The organism is Streptacidiphilus sp. P02-A3a (genome assembly GCF_014084105.1).
In the GTDB taxonomy this organism is placed as follows: domain Bacteria; phylum Actinomycetota; class Actinomycetes; order Streptomycetales; family Streptomycetaceae; genus Streptacidiphilus.
Genome location: NZ_CP048289.1, coordinates 1,838,807 through 1,855,510, shown reverse-complemented (window position 1 = coordinate 1,855,510; position 16,704 = coordinate 1,838,807). Strand labels below are relative to the sequence as shown.

The following is a 16,704-nucleotide window of genomic DNA, read 5'->3' as shown; positions in this document are numbered from 1 at the left end:
GGTCATCAATGCCCGCAGTGACTTCGTGTAAACACTAATTCACTCAGTAATCACAACAAGTAACGTCGCATCAAGCATGTGGCTGGGGAAACGGTACCGCGACGGGGGCCGCCATGGGGGGCTGTCCAGCGGAACCACCCGAAAGCACGCACATCCCGCCCGTACGGGCGGGATGTGCGTGCATATCAGCCGATTATCCGGGGGCCGATGACCGTCCCTGAGGGCCGCTCAGGCCGCGACGTGGACCAGCATCTTGCCGGTGTTGGCGCCGCGCAGCATCCCCAGGAACGCCGCCACCGCCTGGTCGAAGCCCTCGACCACGGTGTCCTCGAAGACCAGCTTGCCCTCGGCCAGCCAGCCGCCGACCTCGGCGGCGAACTGCGGTCGCAGCGCGTAGTGGTCGCCCACCAGCAGGCCTTCGAGCCGCAGCCGCTTGCCGATGGCCAGCGCCAGGTTGCGCGGCCCGGCCGGCGGCGTGGTGTCGTTGTACTGCGCGATGGCACCGCAGAGCACCGCCCGGCCGCGCAGCCGGAGCGCGCCGATGGCCGCCTCCAGGTGCTCCCCGCCGACGTTGTCGAAGTAGACGTCGATGCCCTCCGGCGCGACCTTGGCCAGCTGCTCCGCGACCGGGCCCTCCCGGTAGTTGAAGGCCGCGTCGAAGCCGAACTCCTCGGTGAGCCGCCGGACCTTCTCGTCCGATCCGGCGCTGCCGACCACCAGCGAGGCCCCGCGCAGCTTGGCGATCTGGCCGACCACGCTGCCGACGGCCCCGGCCGCCCCGGAGACGAAGACCGCCTCGCCCGGCTGGAAGCCGCCGACCTCCAGCAGTCCGGCGTACGCGGTCAGACCGGGCATGCCGAGCACCCCGAGGTAGGCCTGCAGCGGCAGCGCCGGATCGACCCGGACCGCCCCGGCCGCGTCCACGGTGGCGTACTCGCGCCAGCCGAGGCCGTGCAGCACCGCGTCGCCGACCGCGAAGCCCTCCGCCTCCGAGGCGACCACCCGGCCGACCGCGCCGCCGTCCATCACCGCGCCGAGCCGGAACGGCGGCGCGTAGGACTTGACGTCGTTCATCCGGCCGCGCATGTACGGGTCCACCGAGAGGTACTCGTTGCGGACCAGGATCTGCCCCGGGCCCGGAGCCCGCACCGGGACCTCGACCAGGGCGAAGTCCTCGGGCACCGGCCAGCCGTCGGGACGGGCCACCAGATGCCACTCGCGGCCGGTGGTCGGCGCCTGGGTCCGGGCCTGCTGTGCCTGCGTCTGCTCAGCCATCTCGTTTTCCTTAAGCTCATCGTCTATTGACTACATCAAGCAACTCTGCGCCGCAAAGGTTCACCATGTCAAATATTCAGGTACCCTGGAGGCATGTCGCAAGCGCAGGAACAGCCGAATCCCCCGGACGGGCACGACCCGGTCACCCTCGAAGTGGTCGACCTGATGGCCCGGATGGTCGGCCTGTTCCACAAGGAGTACGAGGACGCCGCCTCGGCGCGCTCGCTCACCGGCGCGCAGGCGAAGGTACTCGGCCTGCTCCGGCTCGGTCCGCTGCCGATGCGGCAGATCGCGCAGACGCTGAGCTGCGAGCCGTCCAACATCACCGGCATCGTGGACCGGCTGGAGCTGCGCGGGCTGGTCGAACGCCAGGCCGACCCGGGCGACCGGCGGATCAAGCTGGTCGCGGCCACCGAGGCCGGTGGCGCCGCCTCGGCCGAGCTGCGCGAGTCGCTGCGCTTCGCCAGGGAGCCGCTGGCCTCGCTCGCCCCGGACGAGCGCGACCAGCTGCGGGACCTGCTGCGCCGCATCGTCGACGGCGCCCAGCAGCGGTAGGCCCAGCGGCGGCAACCGGTCCGCCCGGCCGTCCGCTACCAGGCCGGCGGCGTCCGGGCATGGTCCTTCGTGACGATCCGGCCGCCGAGCACCACCCCCCATAGGGGGGCGCACGAAGCGAACGCCGCCCGCTAGGCTCGAAGGCTGGAACGGCGGGCGCACGGGGCGGACGCCGCAAGGGCGCAAGCGGGGGCAAGTGGCGGCAGGCAGCGGTCAGCGCGGTGGACTGGCGACCCGGCAGCCCGGACCGCCGGAGCACACCGCACCGCCGGACCGGTCGCACCCGGTCCGGAACCTGCTCGGGGCGCGCCCGGGGCGGGCGCTGCTGCTGTTGGGCCTGGGCGTGGCCTCACTGCTGGTCTACGAAGCCGTCCGGCAGTCGGAACACTTCCAGATGATCGACATGGTCGTCTACCGGGACGAGGGCGAAACCGTCCGGCACGGCCAGAACCTCTACACGATGATCGTCCCGCGCTGGAACCTGTACGCGACCTACCCGCCCTTCGCCGCGATGCTGTTCACCAGCACCACCCTGGTGCCGGTACCGGTGCTGCGGGTGCTGGTCACCGGCACCAACCTGGTGCTGCTGGGCGCTCTGGCGTGGCTCTCCTTCCGCCTGGTCGGCTGGCCGAGGCAGCGCACCAGGCCGTTCGCGGTGGCGCTGTGCGTCCTGCTCGGCGTCTGGCTGGAGCCGGTCTACACCACGCTCCGCTACGGGCAGATCAACCTGTTCATCGCCTGCCTGGTACTGGCCGACCTGAACCGCCCCGACCACGCGCGCGGCAAGGGGCTGCTGATCGGCATCGCCACCGGCCTCAAGCTGACCCCCGGCGTCTTCGGCGTCTACCTGCTGCTCACCGGCCGCCCCCGGGCCGCGCTGGTGTCGCTCGCCGGGTTCGCGGGCACCGTGCTGTTCGGCTGGGCCGCCCTGCCCCAGGCCTCCTGGGGCTTCTGGAGCCACTACCTGTACGACTCCAACCGGGTCGGCGCCGGATGGATCGTCGACAACCAGTCGCTGCGCGGGGCGCTGGCCCGGCTGCTGCACGAGCAGGACCCGAAGCTCTCCTGGGCGCTGGCGGCCGGGCTGGTCGCCGTGGTCGGCCTCGGCGTCGCCGCCCGGACCGCGCGCCAGGCCCACCGGCTGCCCCGGGCCGAGGCCTGGGGAGCGGTCTGCGCGGCGCTCACCGCGCTGCTGGTCTCGCCGATCAGCTGGACCCACCACTGGGTCTGGTGCGTGCCGATCCTGGTGCTGCTCGCGGCCGAGGCCGCGGCCGAGTCCACCCGCCCGGGCCGCCCGCCGCGCTGGCGGCTGCTGCTCGGCCTGGGGCTGCTGACCTTCTGCGGGTACAGCATGTGGCTGATGCCGCACAGGCAGCCGGGGATGAGCCTGCGTCTGAACTTCTGGCAGCAACTGCCGAGCTCGGCCTACCCGGCGTTCGGCCTGCTGCTGCTCGGCGTCGCCCTGATCCGCTGCACCCGCCGCCGCCGCTCCGGCCCCGTGCCGACGGCGGTACCGGCGGCGGTTCCGGAACCACGCCGGAGATCCAGATGATGGCACCCGCCGCGCGAAGGGCATGCCCCACCAGCTATGCTGCGGCGAGTGGCCCATCCGTGGGCCACTCGTGCTGATGTACGACGGTCAGTCAGGACGACCGTCGTCACGCGAAGCACGGGGCGGTAGCTCAGCCGGTTAGAGCAGGGGACTCATAATCCCTTGGTCGTGGGTTCGAGTCCCACCCGCCCCACATCCGAAAGAAGCAGTGCCTGACCAGGGCACACGCTAGAACAACGGCCTGTCGATCCCCGCATCGACAGGCCGTTGTTCACTCGAATGGGCTCGCCCGGGCGCGGGCGGCGCGGCCGAGCTCCTTGTAGGGACCTCCAAAGCGGCATCGGGGGCAGTCACCCTCTGGACAGCCGGACTAATCAGGACATAGCCTGCACCGCGAAGGCCCGCCGCATCCCCCGTCGGCGGGCCTTCGCCATGCCCGCTCCGCGGGCGCCGCCGATGCGGGGTTTCGGCGGAGCGGGACGATCCGATAGCGTCCGCGCATGAACTGCGGCATATGCGGAACAGGGCGGCTCAGCCCGGTCGGTGAACTCATGAGCACCAACGACGGGCAGGCGTCACCACTGATCAGATTCGCACGCCCGGGGATCTTCAAGGCGCGGCCCAGTTACGAGGCGTACTACGCCCGGGCCTGCCGGGACTGCGGCGCGCTGGTGCCCTTCCTCGGAGCGGTCGAGCTGCGGCTGCTGAACGAGGAGATCGACAGCCTGGAGGACGTCGAGGGCTACCAGGCCCAGTCCAACTGACCGGCAGTCAGCGGTCCGGGCGCGCTACCGGGCGCGGGCCTTGCCGACCCGGGCCCACAGCCGTGCGTCGACCGTCCCCACCCGTCGGCGGAAGTCGGCGAGGGGGACCTCCCGGGACTCCCCGGTCTCCAGCCAGCTGACCCGGTGCTCACGGTCGTCGACGGCGCCCGGGGGGAGCTCCACCACCCCGGGCAGCTCGGCGTGGTGCTTGCTGGTGATCTTCAGCACCGTGGCCGTGCGAGCGCCCCGGCGCAGCACCAGGCAGGGGCGGTCCTTGCCGCCGACGGCGTCCTCGAACGGCACCCGGGCCCACCAGATCTCGCGCGGCTCGGGCAGCCGCCCCGGCGCGGCCGGGCGGGCGGACGAGGGACGCGGAGCCGGGCGGCCCGGCGGACGAGGCCGACCGGACGGGCGGGAGCGGCGGCGCAGCGCGGCCGCCCCGAACGCCAGCAGGGCCACCAGCAGCACGGCTCCGGCCGCCGTCCCGAACAGTTCCATCCCCGCCCCCGCAGTCGTTCCGGTCCCGGAAACGTCGCGGGCCCCGGCTGTTGCCGGGGCCCGCGACGAGGAAAGCTCCTCCAATTGGACTCGAACCAATAACCTGCCGATTAACAGTCGGCTGCTCTGCCAATTGAGCTATGGAGGACCGTGCGTACCGAGGTCTCCCTCGGAGCTCCCCCAATTGGACTCGAACCAATAACCTGCCGATTAACAGTCGGCTGCTCTGCCAATTGAGCTATGGGGGAAGGTGCGGCCTGGCCGACCCGGCTCCGTCGAGCAAGGGCCGGTGTCGGCTGCGGGACATACATTAGCGCACGTAGGGGGGTGCTCCGCCAATCGTTTGGCCAACCCTCGCCGCGCCGGCGCCGCTCCGGCGCTCCCGGCAGGCGGTTCGCCGCCGGACCCGCCGGGTAGGCGTCACCGGATGGCCCTCGGACCGGCCCCGGCCCCCGGCGCGCCAGGTTCGCGCGCCCGGGGGCCCGGCCATAGGCTCCGGGACGGCAAGCGGCACGCACGGCCGTGCGGACAGCCGTGGACAGAGGTGGAGGCGGTATGCGCAAGTTCACTTTCCTCGCGGGGCTGGCAGTCGGCTACGTGCTCGGCACCCGCGCCGGGCGCGAGCGCTACGAGCAGCTGCGCAAGACGGTCCGCGACCTGTCGCAGACCCCGGCGGTGCAGACCGCCACCCGCAACGCCAAGCAGGCCGCCGGTACCGCGGCCGGGCGGGCGGCGGACGCGGTGGCCGGGAAGGTCGGCGACAAGCTGCCGGGGTCGGTCACCGACCGCGTCCCGTACCTGCGGGACCGCTCCGGCGACGCCTCCGCCGACGGTTGGGGCACGGCCGGCCGGTAGGCCTCGGCAAGTGGCTGTGGAAAAACCGCCCCATCAGGCATGATCTCGATATGGCGATAGCTGCTGGACTTGACTGCTCCACCCAGAACACCAGGATCGTCGTCTGCGACAGCGACACCGGCGAAGTGCTGCGGGAGAGCCGCGCGCCGCACCCGGGCCTGGCCGCGGGCAGCGCCCCGGCCGAGATCGATCCGCAGTCCTGGTTGCGCTCGCTCGGCACGGCCGCCGAGGGCGGGATGCTGGAGGGCGTCCGCGCCATCGGCGTCTCCGCCCAGCAGCAGGGGCTGATCGGCCTGGACGCGGGCGGGGTGCTGGTGCGCCCGGCGCTGCTGCGCGGCGACCCGCGCTCCGCCGGTGCCGCCGCGCAGCTGGTGGCCGAGCTGGGCGGCCCGGCCGCCTGGGTGGAGGCGGTCGGCGGGGTGCCGCACGCGGGCTCGACCGTGGCGAAGCTGCGCTGGCTCGCGGAACACGAGCCGCAGCACGCCAAACGGGTGGCCGAGGTGCTGCTGCCGCACGACTGGCTGGTCTGGCAGCTGCTCGGCCAGTCGGCGCGGCGGACCACCGACCGGGGCGACGCCTCCGGTACCGGCTACTGGTCGCCGCAGACCGGGCAGTACCGCGCCGACCTGCTCAGCCTCGCGCTCGGGCACGAGCCCGCGGTACCCGACGTGCTCGGGCCGGCCGAGGCCGCCGGGCACAGCCCGGAGGGGCTGCTGATCTCGGCGGGCACCGGCAGCACCATGGCCACCGCGCTGGGCCTCGGGCTCGGCCCGGGCGACGCCGTGGTCTCGCTGGGCACCAGCGGCACCGTGTACGCGGTCCACGACGAGGCGCTGCTCGACCCGGCGGGCACCGTGGTCCCGCTGGCCGACGCGACCGGGCGGCACCTGCCGCAGGTCGGCACGCTGAACGCGGCCCGGGTGCTGCGGGCCACCGCCGAGCTGCTGGGCACCGACGCGGAGGGGCTGAGCGAGCTGGCGCTGCGGTCCACCCCCGGCTCGTACGGGCTGGTGCTGCTGCCCTACCTGGACGGCGAGCGCACCCCCCACCTGCCGCAGGCGGCGGGCACACTGGCGGGGCTGCGGGTGGACTCGATGCGCCCGGAGCACCTGGCCCGGGCCGCCGTCGAGGGGATGCTCTGCGGTCTCGCGGACGCGCTGGACGTGCTGCGGGAGCGCCAGGTGGCGGTCCGCCGGATCTTCCTGACCGGCTCCGGCAGCAGGCTCCCGGCGGTGCGGAGCATCGCGCCGATGATCTTCGGTGTCCCGGTGGTGGTGCCCGAGCCCGGCGACTACGCCGCCCTCGGCGCCGCCCGGCAGGCCGCCTGGGCGCTGGCGGGCACCGCCGAGCCGCCGCAGTGGGAACTGCGGGACGCGGTGACCGTCGACCCGGGCGAGGACGTCGCCGTCGGCGAGGCCATCCGGCAGCAGTACGCGGCGCTGCGCGAGCAGATGCACCCGCAGGCGGGCGGTCTGTAGCCGGGCCCACCGGGGCCGCCGGGGCCGCCGGGGCCGCCGGGTCAGTCGAGGTAGCCCCGGAGCTGGTCGGCGAAGGCGTGTTCGCGGAGCTTGTTCAGGGTCTTGGACTCGATCTGGCGGATCCGCTCGCGGGTGACCCCGAACATCCGACCGATCTCCTCCAGGGTGCGCGGGCGGCCGTCGGCCAGGCCGTAGCGCAGCTGGACCACCCGGCGCTCGCGCTCGCCGAGGGTGGACAGCACCGCCTCCAGGTGCTCGCGCAGCAGGATGAACGCCGCGGACTCCACCGGCGAGGCGGCGTCGCTGTCCTCGATCAGGTCACCGAGGGCCACGTCGTCCTCCTCGCCGACCGGCGCGTGCAGCGAGACCGGCTCCTGGGCCAGCCGCAGCACCTCGGTGACCCGCTCGGTCGGCAGCTCCAGCGCGAGCGCGACCTCGGCCGGGGTGGGCTCGCAGCCGCGTTCCTGGAGCAGTCCGCGCCGCACCCGCGCCACCCGGTTGATCAGCTCCACCACGTGCACCGGCACCCGGATCGTCCGGGCCTGGTCGGCCAGCGCCCGGCTCATCGCCTGCCGGATCCACCAGGTGGCGTAGGTGGAGAACTTGTAGCCCCGGGCGTAGTCGAACTTCTCCACCGCCCGGATCAGCCCGAGGTTGCCCTCCTGCACCAGGTCGAGCATGGTCAGCCCGCGTCCGACGTAGCGCTTGGCGACCGAGACCACCAGCCGCAGGTTCGCCTCGATCAGCCGCCGCTTGGCGATCCGGCCGAGGACGACCAGCTGGTCCAGCTCGTCGGCGAGCCGCTCGTCGGCGGGCCCGGGACTGGAGTTGAGGCGCTCCTCGGCGAACAGCCCGGCCTCGACCTGGCGGGCCAGCTCCACCTCCTCGACGGCGGTGAGCAGCGGGATCCGGCCGATCTCGCGCAGGTACTGGCGGAACAGGTCGGCGGAGGGCCCGGCGACCTCGTCCACCGCGACCTCGGCGGCGGGCTCGGGCTCGGGATCCGGCTCGGGGTCGGCGGCTTCCGGCTCGGGATCGGCGGCTTCGGGGTCGGGCAGGTCCATCTCCGTCCCTTCCGGCGGTGCGCCCCGCGCCTGGCCCGCGGTGCCGCGGGTGGGGGTGTCCGGGTCCTGGGCACGCGCTGGCGGAACGGGGGCGGGGACCGCTCCGCCGCCGCTCCGGAACGCGGGAGGCGGGGGCCCGTCGGACTCGACGGCCCCCCGCTCTGGGGAGTGGGGCACCATCACCCAGTGTGCTCCCCGGCTGACCGTCAGCGCAGACGCGTGCGCCCACTTTCTCCGCCCGGAGGCGAATCACGGCGCACCCGGCCCTAGAGCGCGGCCACGCCCCGGTCGCGCAGCGCCTGGCGGTACTGCTGGAGCTGCCACAGCTCGTCCCGGACGGCGGACAGCCGCTCCTCCGGGGCGTTCGAGCCGAGCCGCTGCATATGGGCGCGGCAGTCGGCGATCCGCCGGTCCACCGCTTGCAGCCGCAGCTTGACCAGGAAGTCCCCGGCGTAGACCGCGTCGGCGGCGCGCCGGGTGCGCACCGGTTCCACGGTGAGCTCGGTGATCAGGCCGCGCACCGCGTCGTCGGGCGCGGCCTCGCGTACCCGGGGCGACCAGGCGTCCGGCTCGGCGGCCCCGGCGGCCACTCCCCCGGCCGCCGCGATGGCGGTCCGCACCAGCGCGTACGGCGGGGTGGGGAACTCGTCCACGCCGTAGGCGTCCAGGGTCGGCGCGACCAGCGCCGGGCTCTGCAGCGCGAGTTTCAGCAGTTCGCGTTCCACGAACTGCGCCGGGTTGCGCGGGTCCAGCCGGAACGCCGGGCGCCGGGGCGCGGCCGGGGCCTGCGGCGCGGCGCCGGGGCGTCCGCGGTCGCCGCCCGGGCGCTGCTGCGCCGCGCGCTCCCGCTGCTGTTCCCGCTCCCGCTGCCAGCGGGCCAGCTGGGAGACCCGGCGGACGACGAAGGGCTCGTCCAGGATGCCGAGCATCCCGGCGAGCTGGACCGCGTAGTCGTGCTGGATCGAGGTGTCCTTGATCGCGGCGACGATCGGCGCGGCCTGCTCCAGCGCGGCCGAGCGGCCCTCGGCTGTCTCCAGGTCGTGCTGGGCGACAGCGGCCCTGATCGCGAAGGCGAACAGCGGGACCCGCTGCTCGATCAGGCCGCGCACCGCCTCGTCGCCCTGGGCCAGCCGCAGCTCGCAGGGGTCCATCCCGCCGGGGCTGACCGCGATGAAGGTCCGCGCGGCGAACTTCTGGTCGTCGGCGAAGGCACGCAGCGCGGCCTTCTGCCCGGCGGCGTCGCCGTCGAAGGTGAACACCACCTCGCCCCGGTACTGCGAGGTGTCCATCAGCAGCCGCCGCAGGATCTTGATGTGGTCCTCGGCGAAGGCGGTGCCGCAGGTGGCCACGGCGGTGGTGATCCCGGCCAGGTGGCAGGCCATGACGTCGGTGTAGCCCTCGACCACCACCGCCCGGCCGGTCTTGGCGATCTCCTTGCGGGCCAGGTCGATCCCGTAGAGCACGTGGGACTTCTTGTAGAGCGGGGTCTCCGGGGTGTTCAGGTACTTGGGGCCCTTGTCGTCCTCGCGCAGCTTGCGCGCGCCGAAGCCGATGATCTCGCCGGTGGTGTCCTTGATCGGCCAGATCAGCCGGGCCCGGAAGCGGTCCATCGGCCCGCGCTGGCCCTCCGAGCAGATGCCGGAGAGCAGCAGCTCGCGGTCGGTGTAGCCGCGGCCGCGCAGGAAGCGGGTCAGGTTCTCGAAGCCGCCGGGGGCGTAGCCGAGGCCGAAGTGCGCGGCGGCCTCGGCCTCGAAGCCGCGCTCCTTGAGGAAGCGGCGGCCGATCTCGGCCTCGGGGCTGGTGAGCTGCTCGGTGAACCAGCCGGCGGCGATCTTGTTGATCTCCAGCAACCGGATCCGCTCGCCCTGCTGGCGGCCGGGCAGGTAGCTGCCGCCCTCGTAGTGCAGGGTGATCCCGAGCTGCGCGGCCAGCCGTTCCACGGCCTCGACGAAGGTCAGGTGCTCGATCTTCATCACGAAGCCGAGGGTGTCACCGCTCTCCTGGCAGCCGAAGCAGCTGAAGACGCCCTTGCTGGGGCTGACGTAGAAGGACGCCGACTTCTCGTCGTGGAACGGGCACAGGCCCTTCAGCTGCCCGCCGCCACCATTGGTGAGCTGGACGTACTCCCCCACGACGGCGTCGATCCGGGCGGCGTTGCGCACCGCCTCGATGTCGTCGTCCCTGATCCGCCCAGCCACGTCGTGCAGTGTATGCCCGGGGCGGCGACCGGCCCCACCGTACCGTGGGTGGGCGCTACAGGTCGGCCAGCGGGATCGTCGGGTCGGCCAGCCGGTCCGGGTCGACCGGGCGGGCGGAGCGGACCAGCCGCTGGATGCCGTCCGCGACGTCCCAGACGTTGACGTTCATCCCCGCCAGCACCCGGTTGTCGGGCCCCTGCCAGAAGGCGATGAACTCGCGCTTGGCCGCGTCCCCGCGCACCACCACGTGGTCGTAGGAGCCGGGGGCGGCGTGGCCGGAGTACTCCATGCCGAGGTCGTACTGGTCGGAGAAGAAGTACGGCACCCGGTCGTAGACGACCTCCTGGCCGAGCATGGCGCGGGCGGCGGCCGGGCCGCCGTTGAGCGCGTTGGCCCAGTGCTCGACCCGCAGTCGGCGGCCGAACAGCGGGTGCTCGGCGGAGGCGACGTCGCCGGCCGCGAAGACCACCGGGTCGGAGCTGCGCAGCGAGGAGTCCACGGCGATGCCGCCGCCCTCCTCCGGCGCGGCGATGTCGATCCCGGCGGCGGCGGCCAGACCGGTCTGCGGCAGCGCGCCGACGCCGACCAGGATCGCGTGCGCCGGGTGCTCCTCACCGTCGTCGGTCTGCGCGGCCAGGACCATGCCGTCCTCGCCCTCGATGCCGGTGACCGTGGCGCCGAAGTGGAAGCGGACGCCGTGTTCCATGTGCAGCCGGGCGAAGAACTCGCCGAGCTCCGGGCCGAGCGCCCCGTACAGCGGGGTGGGCTGCGGCTCCACCACGGTCACCTCGGCGCCGTAGGCGCGGGCGGCGGCGGCGACCTCCAGGCCGATCCAGCCCGCGCCGACCAGCAGCAGCCGCCCGTTCTCCCGGCCGAGGGTCTGCAACGTGGCCCGCAGCCGCTCGGAGTCGGCGAGCTTGCGCAGGTAGTGCACGCCGCCGAGGTCGATCCCGGGGACGTCCAGCGGGCGCGGCGCGGAGCCGGTGGCCAGCAGCAGCCGGTCGTAGCGCAGCACCGTGCCGTCGGCGAGTTCCACCTCGCGCTCGCCCCGGTCGAGCCGGGTGACCGGGGAGCCGAGCCGCAGCTCCACCTCGTGCGCGGCGTACCAGGCGGAATCGTGCACGAAGAGCTCGGCCCTGGGGGTGCTCCCGGCCAGGAAGCCCTTGGACAGGTTGGGCCGCTCGTACGGCTGTTCGCGTTCCTCGCCGACCAGGATCACCCGCCCGGTGAACCCCTCGGCCCGCAGGGTCTCCGCGGCCTTGGCCCCGGCCAGTCCGGCTCCGACGATGACATGGGTCTCGTGTGCCTTCACCACGTGCGTTCTCCTGCCCGCTCTGCGACTGCCGCTGCTCTGCGACCGTCCCGACTCCGCCGCGGTACCTGCTCCGCCGCGGTAGGTGCTCCTGCCCCGGACCCCGAGGTGTCAGCCTCCCGCAAGGGAACGGGTTCGTGAAGACCATCGGGGTCGTGGCGTCCGGCTCACGCGGTCAGCGCCCGGTGCCGGGCCGCGGCGGAGGCGTCGGTGAGGGTGGCGATCTGGTCCACCACCGCGCGCAGCCGCCCGGCGTCGTCCGGGGCCTCCTCCCACAGCGCCCGGAATACCGGGTCCAGGCCCGTGGGCGCGTTCGCCACCAGCACCTCGGCCAGCTCCCGGATGACGGCGCGCTGCCAGCCGCGCAGCTGCTCCTGGTCGGCGCGCTGCATCACGTAGAGGTTGGCGACGGCCTTGAGCACCGCGCACTCCACCCGCACCGGGTGCGGGACGATCAGGTCGGCCCGGTACCGGGTGAGCCGCCCGGGGCCGTGGGCGGCGCGGGTGGCCTGCTCGGCGGCGGTGCAGAAGCGGCCGATCAGCTGGCTGGTGGCGTCCTTGATCCCGGCCCGGCCCCGGGCCGAACCGTCGTAGCTGCGCGGCCACCACTCCTCGGCCAGCAGCCGGTCAAGCGCCTCGGCGAACTCGCCGGGCTCGGCGGTGGGCGCGTAGCCGGCGGCGACCCGGCACAGCTCGGCGCGCTCCGGCGGGGAGCGCAGCACCGCCGGGTCCAGGTGCCCGGCCTGCAGGCCGTCCTCGACGTCGTGGACCGAGTAGGCGACGTCGTCGGACCAGTCCATCACCTGCGCCTCGAAGCAGCGCCGGTGCTCCGGCGCGCCCTGCCGCAGCCACCGGAAGACCGCCAGGTCGTCCTGGTAGACGCCGTACTTGTGCGGGAGCTCCGGGTGGCTGCCCCTGGTCCACGGGTACTTGGTGGCGGCGTCCAGCGCGGCCCGGGTGAGGTTGAGGCCGACGCTGCGGCCCGGCGCGCCGTCGCCGCCGGCGGTGAAGCGCTTGGGTTCGAGCCGGGTGAGGATGCGCAGGCTCTGGGCGTTGCCCTCGAAGCCGCCGCAGGCCGCGGCGGCGAGGTCCAGCGCCTCCTCCCCGGTGTGGCCGAACGGCGGGTGGCCGATGTCGTGGGACAGGCAGGCGGTCTCCACCAGGTCCGGGTCGCAGCCGAGGGCCGCGCCCAGCTCCCGTCCGACCTGGGCGCACTCCAGCGAATGGGTGAGCCTGGTCCGGGGGAAGTCCGCCGCCAGCGGGGCCACCACCTGGGTGGTGGCGGCCAGGCGGCGCAGCGCGGCGGAGTGCAGCACCCGGGCGCGGTCCCGCTGGAAGGCGGTCCGGCCGGGGCGCTTGTCCGGCTCGACCACCCAGCGGTCCTGCGCGGCGGCGCTGTACGGGGTACTGGCCTGCGAGGTGTCGTCCATATCCCCTCAGCGTATGCGGACGGTACGACAGGGAGTGCCGGACACGCGTCCGGTCAGCTGGAGTTGGGGATCGGGACGGCCGCGGCCTGGCGGTAGAGCGCCTGGACCGAGCCGCCGAAGGCGGCGGCGTAGGAGACCTCCGGGGTCAGCCCGCCCTCCTCGTAGCCCCCTATGACGCCGACCAGGCTGCCGCGCCCGGTGCCCGGGGCGACGCCGAGCAGCAGTGGTCCGCCGCTGCTGCCGTTGGCGAAACCGGCGCAGTCGAACTCCGACTGGGTGGGCTGGAACGGCTTCAGCGTGTTCAGGCAGGCGATCGGCTGCTCGCTGGAGGCGGGGTAGCCGAAGCCGCTGACCACGGCCGGGAGCCTGGTGTCGAAGCTGATGCCCTCGGAGCCGACCATGTCGGCCAACCGCGCCTTGGGGTGACCGACCTCCTGGACCACCGCGAAGGCGATGTCGTAGTCGGGGTTGGAGTTGCTGCTCCAGTGCGGGTCGATCAGCACCTTCACCGGCGTCCACTCCCCGTAGGGGGCCAGGCCGTCGTGGTAGCCGGGGACGAAGAGGAAGGGCGCCGGTGCGGTGCTGCCGTTGCCGGGGTCGTCGACGCAGTGCGCGGCGGTGGCGATCAGGTCGCCGCCGGGGCTGTCCACCACGCTGGCGGTGCAGTAGTGGTCGCCCGGGTGGACGCCCTCGCCGGTGGGGAAGACCGCGCCGATCATGGGCATCCCGACGAAGGCGGAACTGCTGGTACCGGGGGTGGCACCGGCTCCGCCGACCACGGCCGGTACCTGGGCCGGGGCGCCCACCGGGGCGAGCACGGGCACCGGCAGCGAACGGTGGGTGGCCGACAGCGGGGTGGTGCTGAGCTGGTCCGACCGGCTGCCGGTGGTGTAGTCGAGTACCAGCGCGAAGCAGACGCCGAAGGCGAGCACGCCGAGGGTCCGGGCGAGGATCCGGAACTGGGTCTGGCTCACGTGGTCCCTCCGCCTCTCCCGGCTCCGGCGCCCGACCAGGGCTCTTGCGAACCATTTACATCGACGGATGATATGCGCGAGGAGGTGCTCCGTACACCGTTCCGGATCCGCGCGGCGCGGCTCGCCCGGGGCGGTTCCGACCCGCTCCGGGCTCGCGGCCGGGTGACCATTTCCAGAATTATGCCGAAACTTGCCCGCTGACCAGAGCATTCCCAACGCCTCAGCCCGTATTCAGGTCACGTTTGTCACACCTTCACGCCCCTGGCTCATACCGAGCGCCCCGGGCGTGCCGCGCTCCGGCCGCGCCGCACGTCAGCGCCGCCCTCGGGGGTGCGCGCCGCGTGGCCGCCGGGCAAGAACACCTTCACACCCAGGATCACCCAGGACAGATCCCCCCACTCGCTCGGTTAGGGTGATTACTGGTGCATAAGGCCGATCCCCGGCACGGAAGAAGCATGGAGACCGACTCGTGAGCCTGACCGGGAGCGCCTTCTACTACCTGATGATCGCGGCGACGGTGCTGGCCGTCATCGCGACACTGGTGCTGTGGAGCCGCATTCCCGGGCCGGGCCCACTGCGTTGGTTCTCCCGGGTGGTGCTGATCGCGCTCTGCCAGGTCACCGCCATCGCGGTGGTCGCCGTCTGGATCAACAACAGCTACGGCCTCTACTCCTCCTGGAACGACCTGCTGGGCGAGGACAACGGCAGCGTGACCGCCGCCATGCCCGGTCCCCCGGCCAACCGCGCGGTGTTCACCAAGGCCAGCGACGGCCTGCTGGACACCTACTTCCGGGGCAAGTACTCCAAGCTCTCCGGCGAGGTACTGGTGTGGACCCCGCCGCAGTACGACGAGCCGCAGTACAAGAACTACCGGTTCCCGGTGATGATGCTGCTGCACGGGGTCCCCGGCTCGCCCAGCTCCTGGGTGGAGGGCGGCAACCTGCCGAACTCGATCGAGCAGCTGATGGCCGCCGGCTCGGTCAAGCCCGCGATCGTGGTGATCCCGGTGATCGACCCGGGCGACGTCGACACCGACTGCAGCGACACCCCCTCCCGCAAGAACGCCACCTGGCTGGCCAGGGACGTCCCCGAGCTGATCGACAACCAGTTCCGGACCCTGACCGAGGCCAAGGCCTGGGGCATCATCGGGTTCTCCACCGGCGGGCTGTGCTCGGTGAAGCTGTCGATGCAGTACCCCAACACCTTCGCCTCGGCGGTGGCGATGGACCCGGACCCGTTCGCCGGTGACCCGACCGTGCTGACCGACCCGGAGCTGCGCGAGGTCAACAGCCCGCTGTGGCTGGCCAAGGAGAAGCCGCCGGTGTCGCTGTTCGTGGCGACCAGCGCCCAGGACCGGTTCAGTCCGGTCTCCAACGTCACCGCGCTACAGCACGCCGTGCGGTACCCGACCACCATGGCGCCCCCGCTGATCCTGCCCGACGGCGGACACAACTGGGGCACCTGGCAGCGGATGTTCCCGACGGTCTTCCCCTGGCTCAGCAACCACCTGGACGACGCCCGGGTGGTCACCGGCAAGCCGAAGACCACCACCAAGATCGGCCGCTGAACGGCCGAGCCGCGCCGACCCGGCGGCGCGGGGCTCAGTCGTTCGGGCCGTCGCCCTGCTCCGCCAGGAACTCCTCGAAGGCCCGGCCGAGCTCGTCGGCCGAGGGCAGGTCGGTGGGCTCGGCCAGCAGGTTCTCCCGGTCGGCGGCGCCCGCCACCGCGTCGTACTGCTGCTCCAGACCGGCCACCGCGCTGCGCAGCTCCCCGTCACCGTCGGCGATCTGCTGGTCGACGTCGGCCCGTACCTCCTCCTGCCGGGCCCGCATCTCGGCCCCGGGCAGCACCAGTCCGGTGGCCGCCTGCACCGCCTCCAGCACCGCGATCGCGGCCTGCGGGTACGGGGTCCGCGCCAGGTAGTGCGGGACGTGCGCGGCGAAGCCGAGGACGTCGTGCCCGGCCTCGGCCAGCCGGAACTCCACCATCGCCGCGACGCTCGCCGGGACCTGCACCTTCTCGAACCAGCGCGGGTACGCGCCGATCAGGTCCTCCCGGCTGCCGTGCGGGGTCAGCCCCACCGGCCGGGTGTGCGGGACGCCCATCGGGATCCCGTGGAAGTTGACCGTCAGCCGGACCCCGAACTGCTCCACCACCTGGCCCAGGGCCGCCGCGAAGCGCTCCCACTCGACGTCCGGCTCCGGCCCGCTGACCAGCAGGAACGGCGCGCCGACGGCGTCGTGCAGCAGGTACAGGTCGATCGCCGGGGCGTCGTAGCCGGTCCACCGGTCGCGGTCGAAGACCATGGTCGGGCGGCGGGCCCGGTAGTCCACCAGCCGGTCGGCGTCGAAGCGGGCCAGCAGCACCCGCTGCGGGTCCTCCAGCAGGTGCTCGACCACCTGGGCCCCGGCTTCGCCGGCGTCCATGAAGCCCTCGAAGAAGTGCAGCAGCACCGGCCCCGCCGCGCTGCCCCCGCCGGTACTGCCGACCGGGCCGAAGGCTGCCTCCACGGCGGCCAGGGCCTGCGGCTCGTATGCGTAAAGCGCCTTCGGATCCAGCACGGTCAACCCAATCTCCCGTGGTCCGCACCCCCTGTGCGGGCGGACTCCACTCCTTGGCACAAGCATCCCCGACCAGCGGTTCATTCCCGAACTCGGGAGCCCGACAAGGGCTGGGGACACTCCCGGGCGCGGCGCGGGATGACTTAGCCCCGCACTGCGGGTATGGTCCTCTCGCTGCCCGCATCGCT

At 73.1% G+C, this 16,704-nt stretch carries 14 protein-coding genes and 3 tRNA genes; 7 read left to right on the top strand and 10 right to left on the bottom strand.

The annotated features are described in order from the left end of the window. Nucleotides 1-228 precede the first annotated feature (228 nt). The gene (locus tag GXP74_RS08435) at nt 229-1,275 is read right to left on the bottom strand and encodes an NADP-dependent oxidoreductase (protein WP_182450770.1); all 1,047 of its coding nucleotides are present in this window, start codon (nt 1,273-1,275) and stop codon (nt 229-231) included. Nucleotides 1,276-1,368: 93 nt separating this feature from the next. Here GXP74_RS08435 and GXP74_RS08430 point away from each other — a divergent pair, with 93 nt between their 5' ends. The 4 genes from GXP74_RS08430 (at nt 1,369) to GXP74_RS08415 (ending at nt 4,146) form a co-directional block, all read left to right on the top strand. Further along, a complete protein-coding gene (locus tag GXP74_RS08430) occupies nt 1,369-1,830 on the top strand; it encodes a MarR family winged helix-turn-helix transcriptional regulator (protein WP_182450769.1) in 462 nt (153 codons plus the stop codon). A gap of 196 nt (nt 1,831-2,026) precedes the next feature. Further along, complete coding sequence (locus GXP74_RS08425) at nt 2,027-3,382, top strand: glycosyltransferase 87 family protein (protein ID WP_225447791.1); 1,356 nt, start codon at nt 2,027-2,029, stop codon at nt 3,380-3,382. A gap of 119 nt (nt 3,383-3,501) precedes the next feature. Next, nucleotides 3,502-3,575 (top strand) — tRNA-Ile (locus tag GXP74_RS08420). 358 nt (nt 3,576-3,933) lie between these two features. After that, nucleotides 3,934-4,146: a hypothetical protein gene (locus tag GXP74_RS08415; protein ID WP_182450768.1), complete on the top strand. Its 213-nt coding sequence runs from the start codon at nt 3,934-3,936 to the stop codon at nt 4,144-4,146. Nucleotides 4,147-4,170: 24 nt separating this feature from the next. Here the strand turns inward: GXP74_RS08415 and GXP74_RS08410 are convergent, their stop codons facing one another. The 3 genes from GXP74_RS08410 to GXP74_RS08400 all read right to left on the bottom strand — a co-directional run bounded on the left by GXP74_RS08410 (nt 4,171) and on the right by GXP74_RS08400 (nt 4,892). Continuing rightward, nucleotides 4,171-4,644 (bottom strand): type II toxin-antitoxin system PemK/MazF family toxin, encoded by a 474-nt coding sequence (locus GXP74_RS08410; protein WP_182450767.1) that lies wholly within the window; start codon nt 4,642-4,644, stop codon nt 4,171-4,173. Between the two features lie 75 nt (nt 4,645-4,719). Continuing rightward, nucleotides 4,720-4,792 (bottom strand) — tRNA-Asn (locus GXP74_RS08405). A gap of 27 nt (nt 4,793-4,819) precedes the next feature. Next, nucleotides 4,820-4,892 (bottom strand) — tRNA-Asn (locus GXP74_RS08400). Nucleotides 4,893-5,199: 307 nt separating this feature from the next. Here GXP74_RS08400 and GXP74_RS08395 point away from each other — a divergent pair. Together GXP74_RS08395 and GXP74_RS08390 are read left to right on the top strand one after the other, a co-directional pair. Further along, entirely contained in the window at nt 5,200-5,499 is a 300-nt protein-coding gene (locus GXP74_RS08395) for a YtxH domain-containing protein (protein WP_182450766.1), read from the top strand. A gap of 50 nt (nt 5,500-5,549) precedes the next feature. Next, nucleotides 5,550-6,977, top strand: a complete 1,428-nt coding sequence (locus tag GXP74_RS08390; RefSeq protein WP_182450765.1) for an FGGY family carbohydrate kinase — start codon at nt 5,550-5,552, stop codon at nt 6,975-6,977. Nucleotides 6,978-7,018: 41 nt separating this feature from the next. Here the strand turns inward: GXP74_RS08390 and GXP74_RS08385 are convergent, their stop codons facing one another. The 5 genes from GXP74_RS08385 to GXP74_RS08365 all read right to left on the bottom strand — a co-directional run bounded on the left by GXP74_RS08385 (nt 7,019) and on the right by GXP74_RS08365 (nt 13,955). Then, the gene (locus GXP74_RS08385; protein ID WP_225447790.1) at nt 7,019-8,221 is read right to left on the bottom strand and encodes an RNA polymerase sigma factor; all 1,203 of its coding nucleotides are present in this window, start codon (nt 8,219-8,221) and stop codon (nt 7,019-7,021) included. 86 nt (nt 8,222-8,307) lie between these two features. Continuing rightward, nucleotides 8,308-10,239, bottom strand: coding sequence for a DNA primase (dnaG, locus tag GXP74_RS08380; protein WP_182450763.1), 1,932 nt, complete (start codon nt 10,237-10,239; stop codon nt 8,308-8,310). A gap of 55 nt (nt 10,240-10,294) precedes the next feature. Next, on the bottom strand, nt 10,295-11,554 hold the full coding sequence (locus GXP74_RS08375; RefSeq protein WP_182450762.1) for an NAD(P)/FAD-dependent oxidoreductase: 1,260 nt from the start codon (nt 11,552-11,554) through the stop codon (nt 10,295-10,297). A gap of 164 nt (nt 11,555-11,718) precedes the next feature. Beyond that, nucleotides 11,719-12,981 carry a deoxyguanosinetriphosphate triphosphohydrolase gene (locus GXP74_RS08370; RefSeq protein WP_182450761.1) on the bottom strand — a complete coding sequence of 421 codons (1,263 nt, stop codon included), beginning with the start codon at nt 12,979-12,981 and terminating at the stop codon, nt 11,719-11,721. Nucleotides 12,982-13,034: 53 nt separating this feature from the next. Next, on the bottom strand, nt 13,035-13,955 hold the full coding sequence (locus tag GXP74_RS08365; RefSeq protein ID WP_182450760.1) for a serine protease: 921 nt from the start codon (nt 13,953-13,955) through the stop codon (nt 13,035-13,037). A gap of 469 nt (nt 13,956-14,424) precedes the next feature. Between GXP74_RS08365 and GXP74_RS08360 the strand changes: the two genes are divergently transcribed. After that, on the top strand, nt 14,425-15,522 hold the full coding sequence (locus GXP74_RS08360) for an esterase family protein (RefSeq protein ID WP_182450759.1): 1,098 nt from the start codon (nt 14,425-14,427) through the stop codon (nt 15,520-15,522). 34 nt (nt 15,523-15,556) lie between these two features. Here the strand turns inward: GXP74_RS08360 and GXP74_RS08355 are convergent, their stop codons facing one another. Beyond that, on the bottom strand, nt 15,557-16,516 hold the full coding sequence (locus GXP74_RS08355; protein WP_182456284.1) for a proteasome assembly chaperone family protein: 960 nt from the start codon (nt 16,514-16,516) through the stop codon (nt 15,557-15,559). Between the last annotated feature and the right edge of the window lie 188 nt (nt 16,517-16,704).

Excerpts from the sequence above, each read along its gene's own strand:
- GXP74_RS08410 (WP_182450767.1), bottom strand. The coding sequence starts at position 4,644 with ATGGAACTGTTCGGGACGGCGGCCGGAGCCGTGCTGCTGGTGGCCCTG.
- GXP74_RS08370 (WP_182450761.1), bottom strand. The coding sequence starts at position 12,981 with ATGGACGACACCTCGCAGGCCAGTACCCCGTACAGCGCCGCCGCGCAG.
- GXP74_RS08435 (WP_182450770.1), bottom strand. The coding sequence starts at position 1,275 with ATGGCTGAGCAGACGCAGGCACAGCAGGCCCGGACCCAGGCGCCGACC.
- GXP74_RS08385 (WP_225447790.1), bottom strand. The coding sequence starts at position 8,221 with ATGGTGCCCCACTCCCCAGAGCGGGGGGCCGTCGAGTCCGACGGGCCC.
- GXP74_RS08390 (WP_182450765.1), top strand. The coding sequence starts at position 5,550 with ATGGCGATAGCTGCTGGACTTGACTGCTCCACCCAGAACACCAGGATC.
- GXP74_RS08395 (WP_182450766.1), top strand. The coding sequence starts at position 5,200 with ATGCGCAAGTTCACTTTCCTCGCGGGGCTGGCAGTCGGCTACGTGCTC.
- GXP74_RS08415 (WP_182450768.1), top strand. The coding sequence starts at position 3,934 with ATGAGCACCAACGACGGGCAGGCGTCACCACTGATCAGATTCGCACGC.
- GXP74_RS08430 (WP_182450769.1), top strand. The coding sequence starts at position 1,369 with ATGTCGCAAGCGCAGGAACAGCCGAATCCCCCGGACGGGCACGACCCG.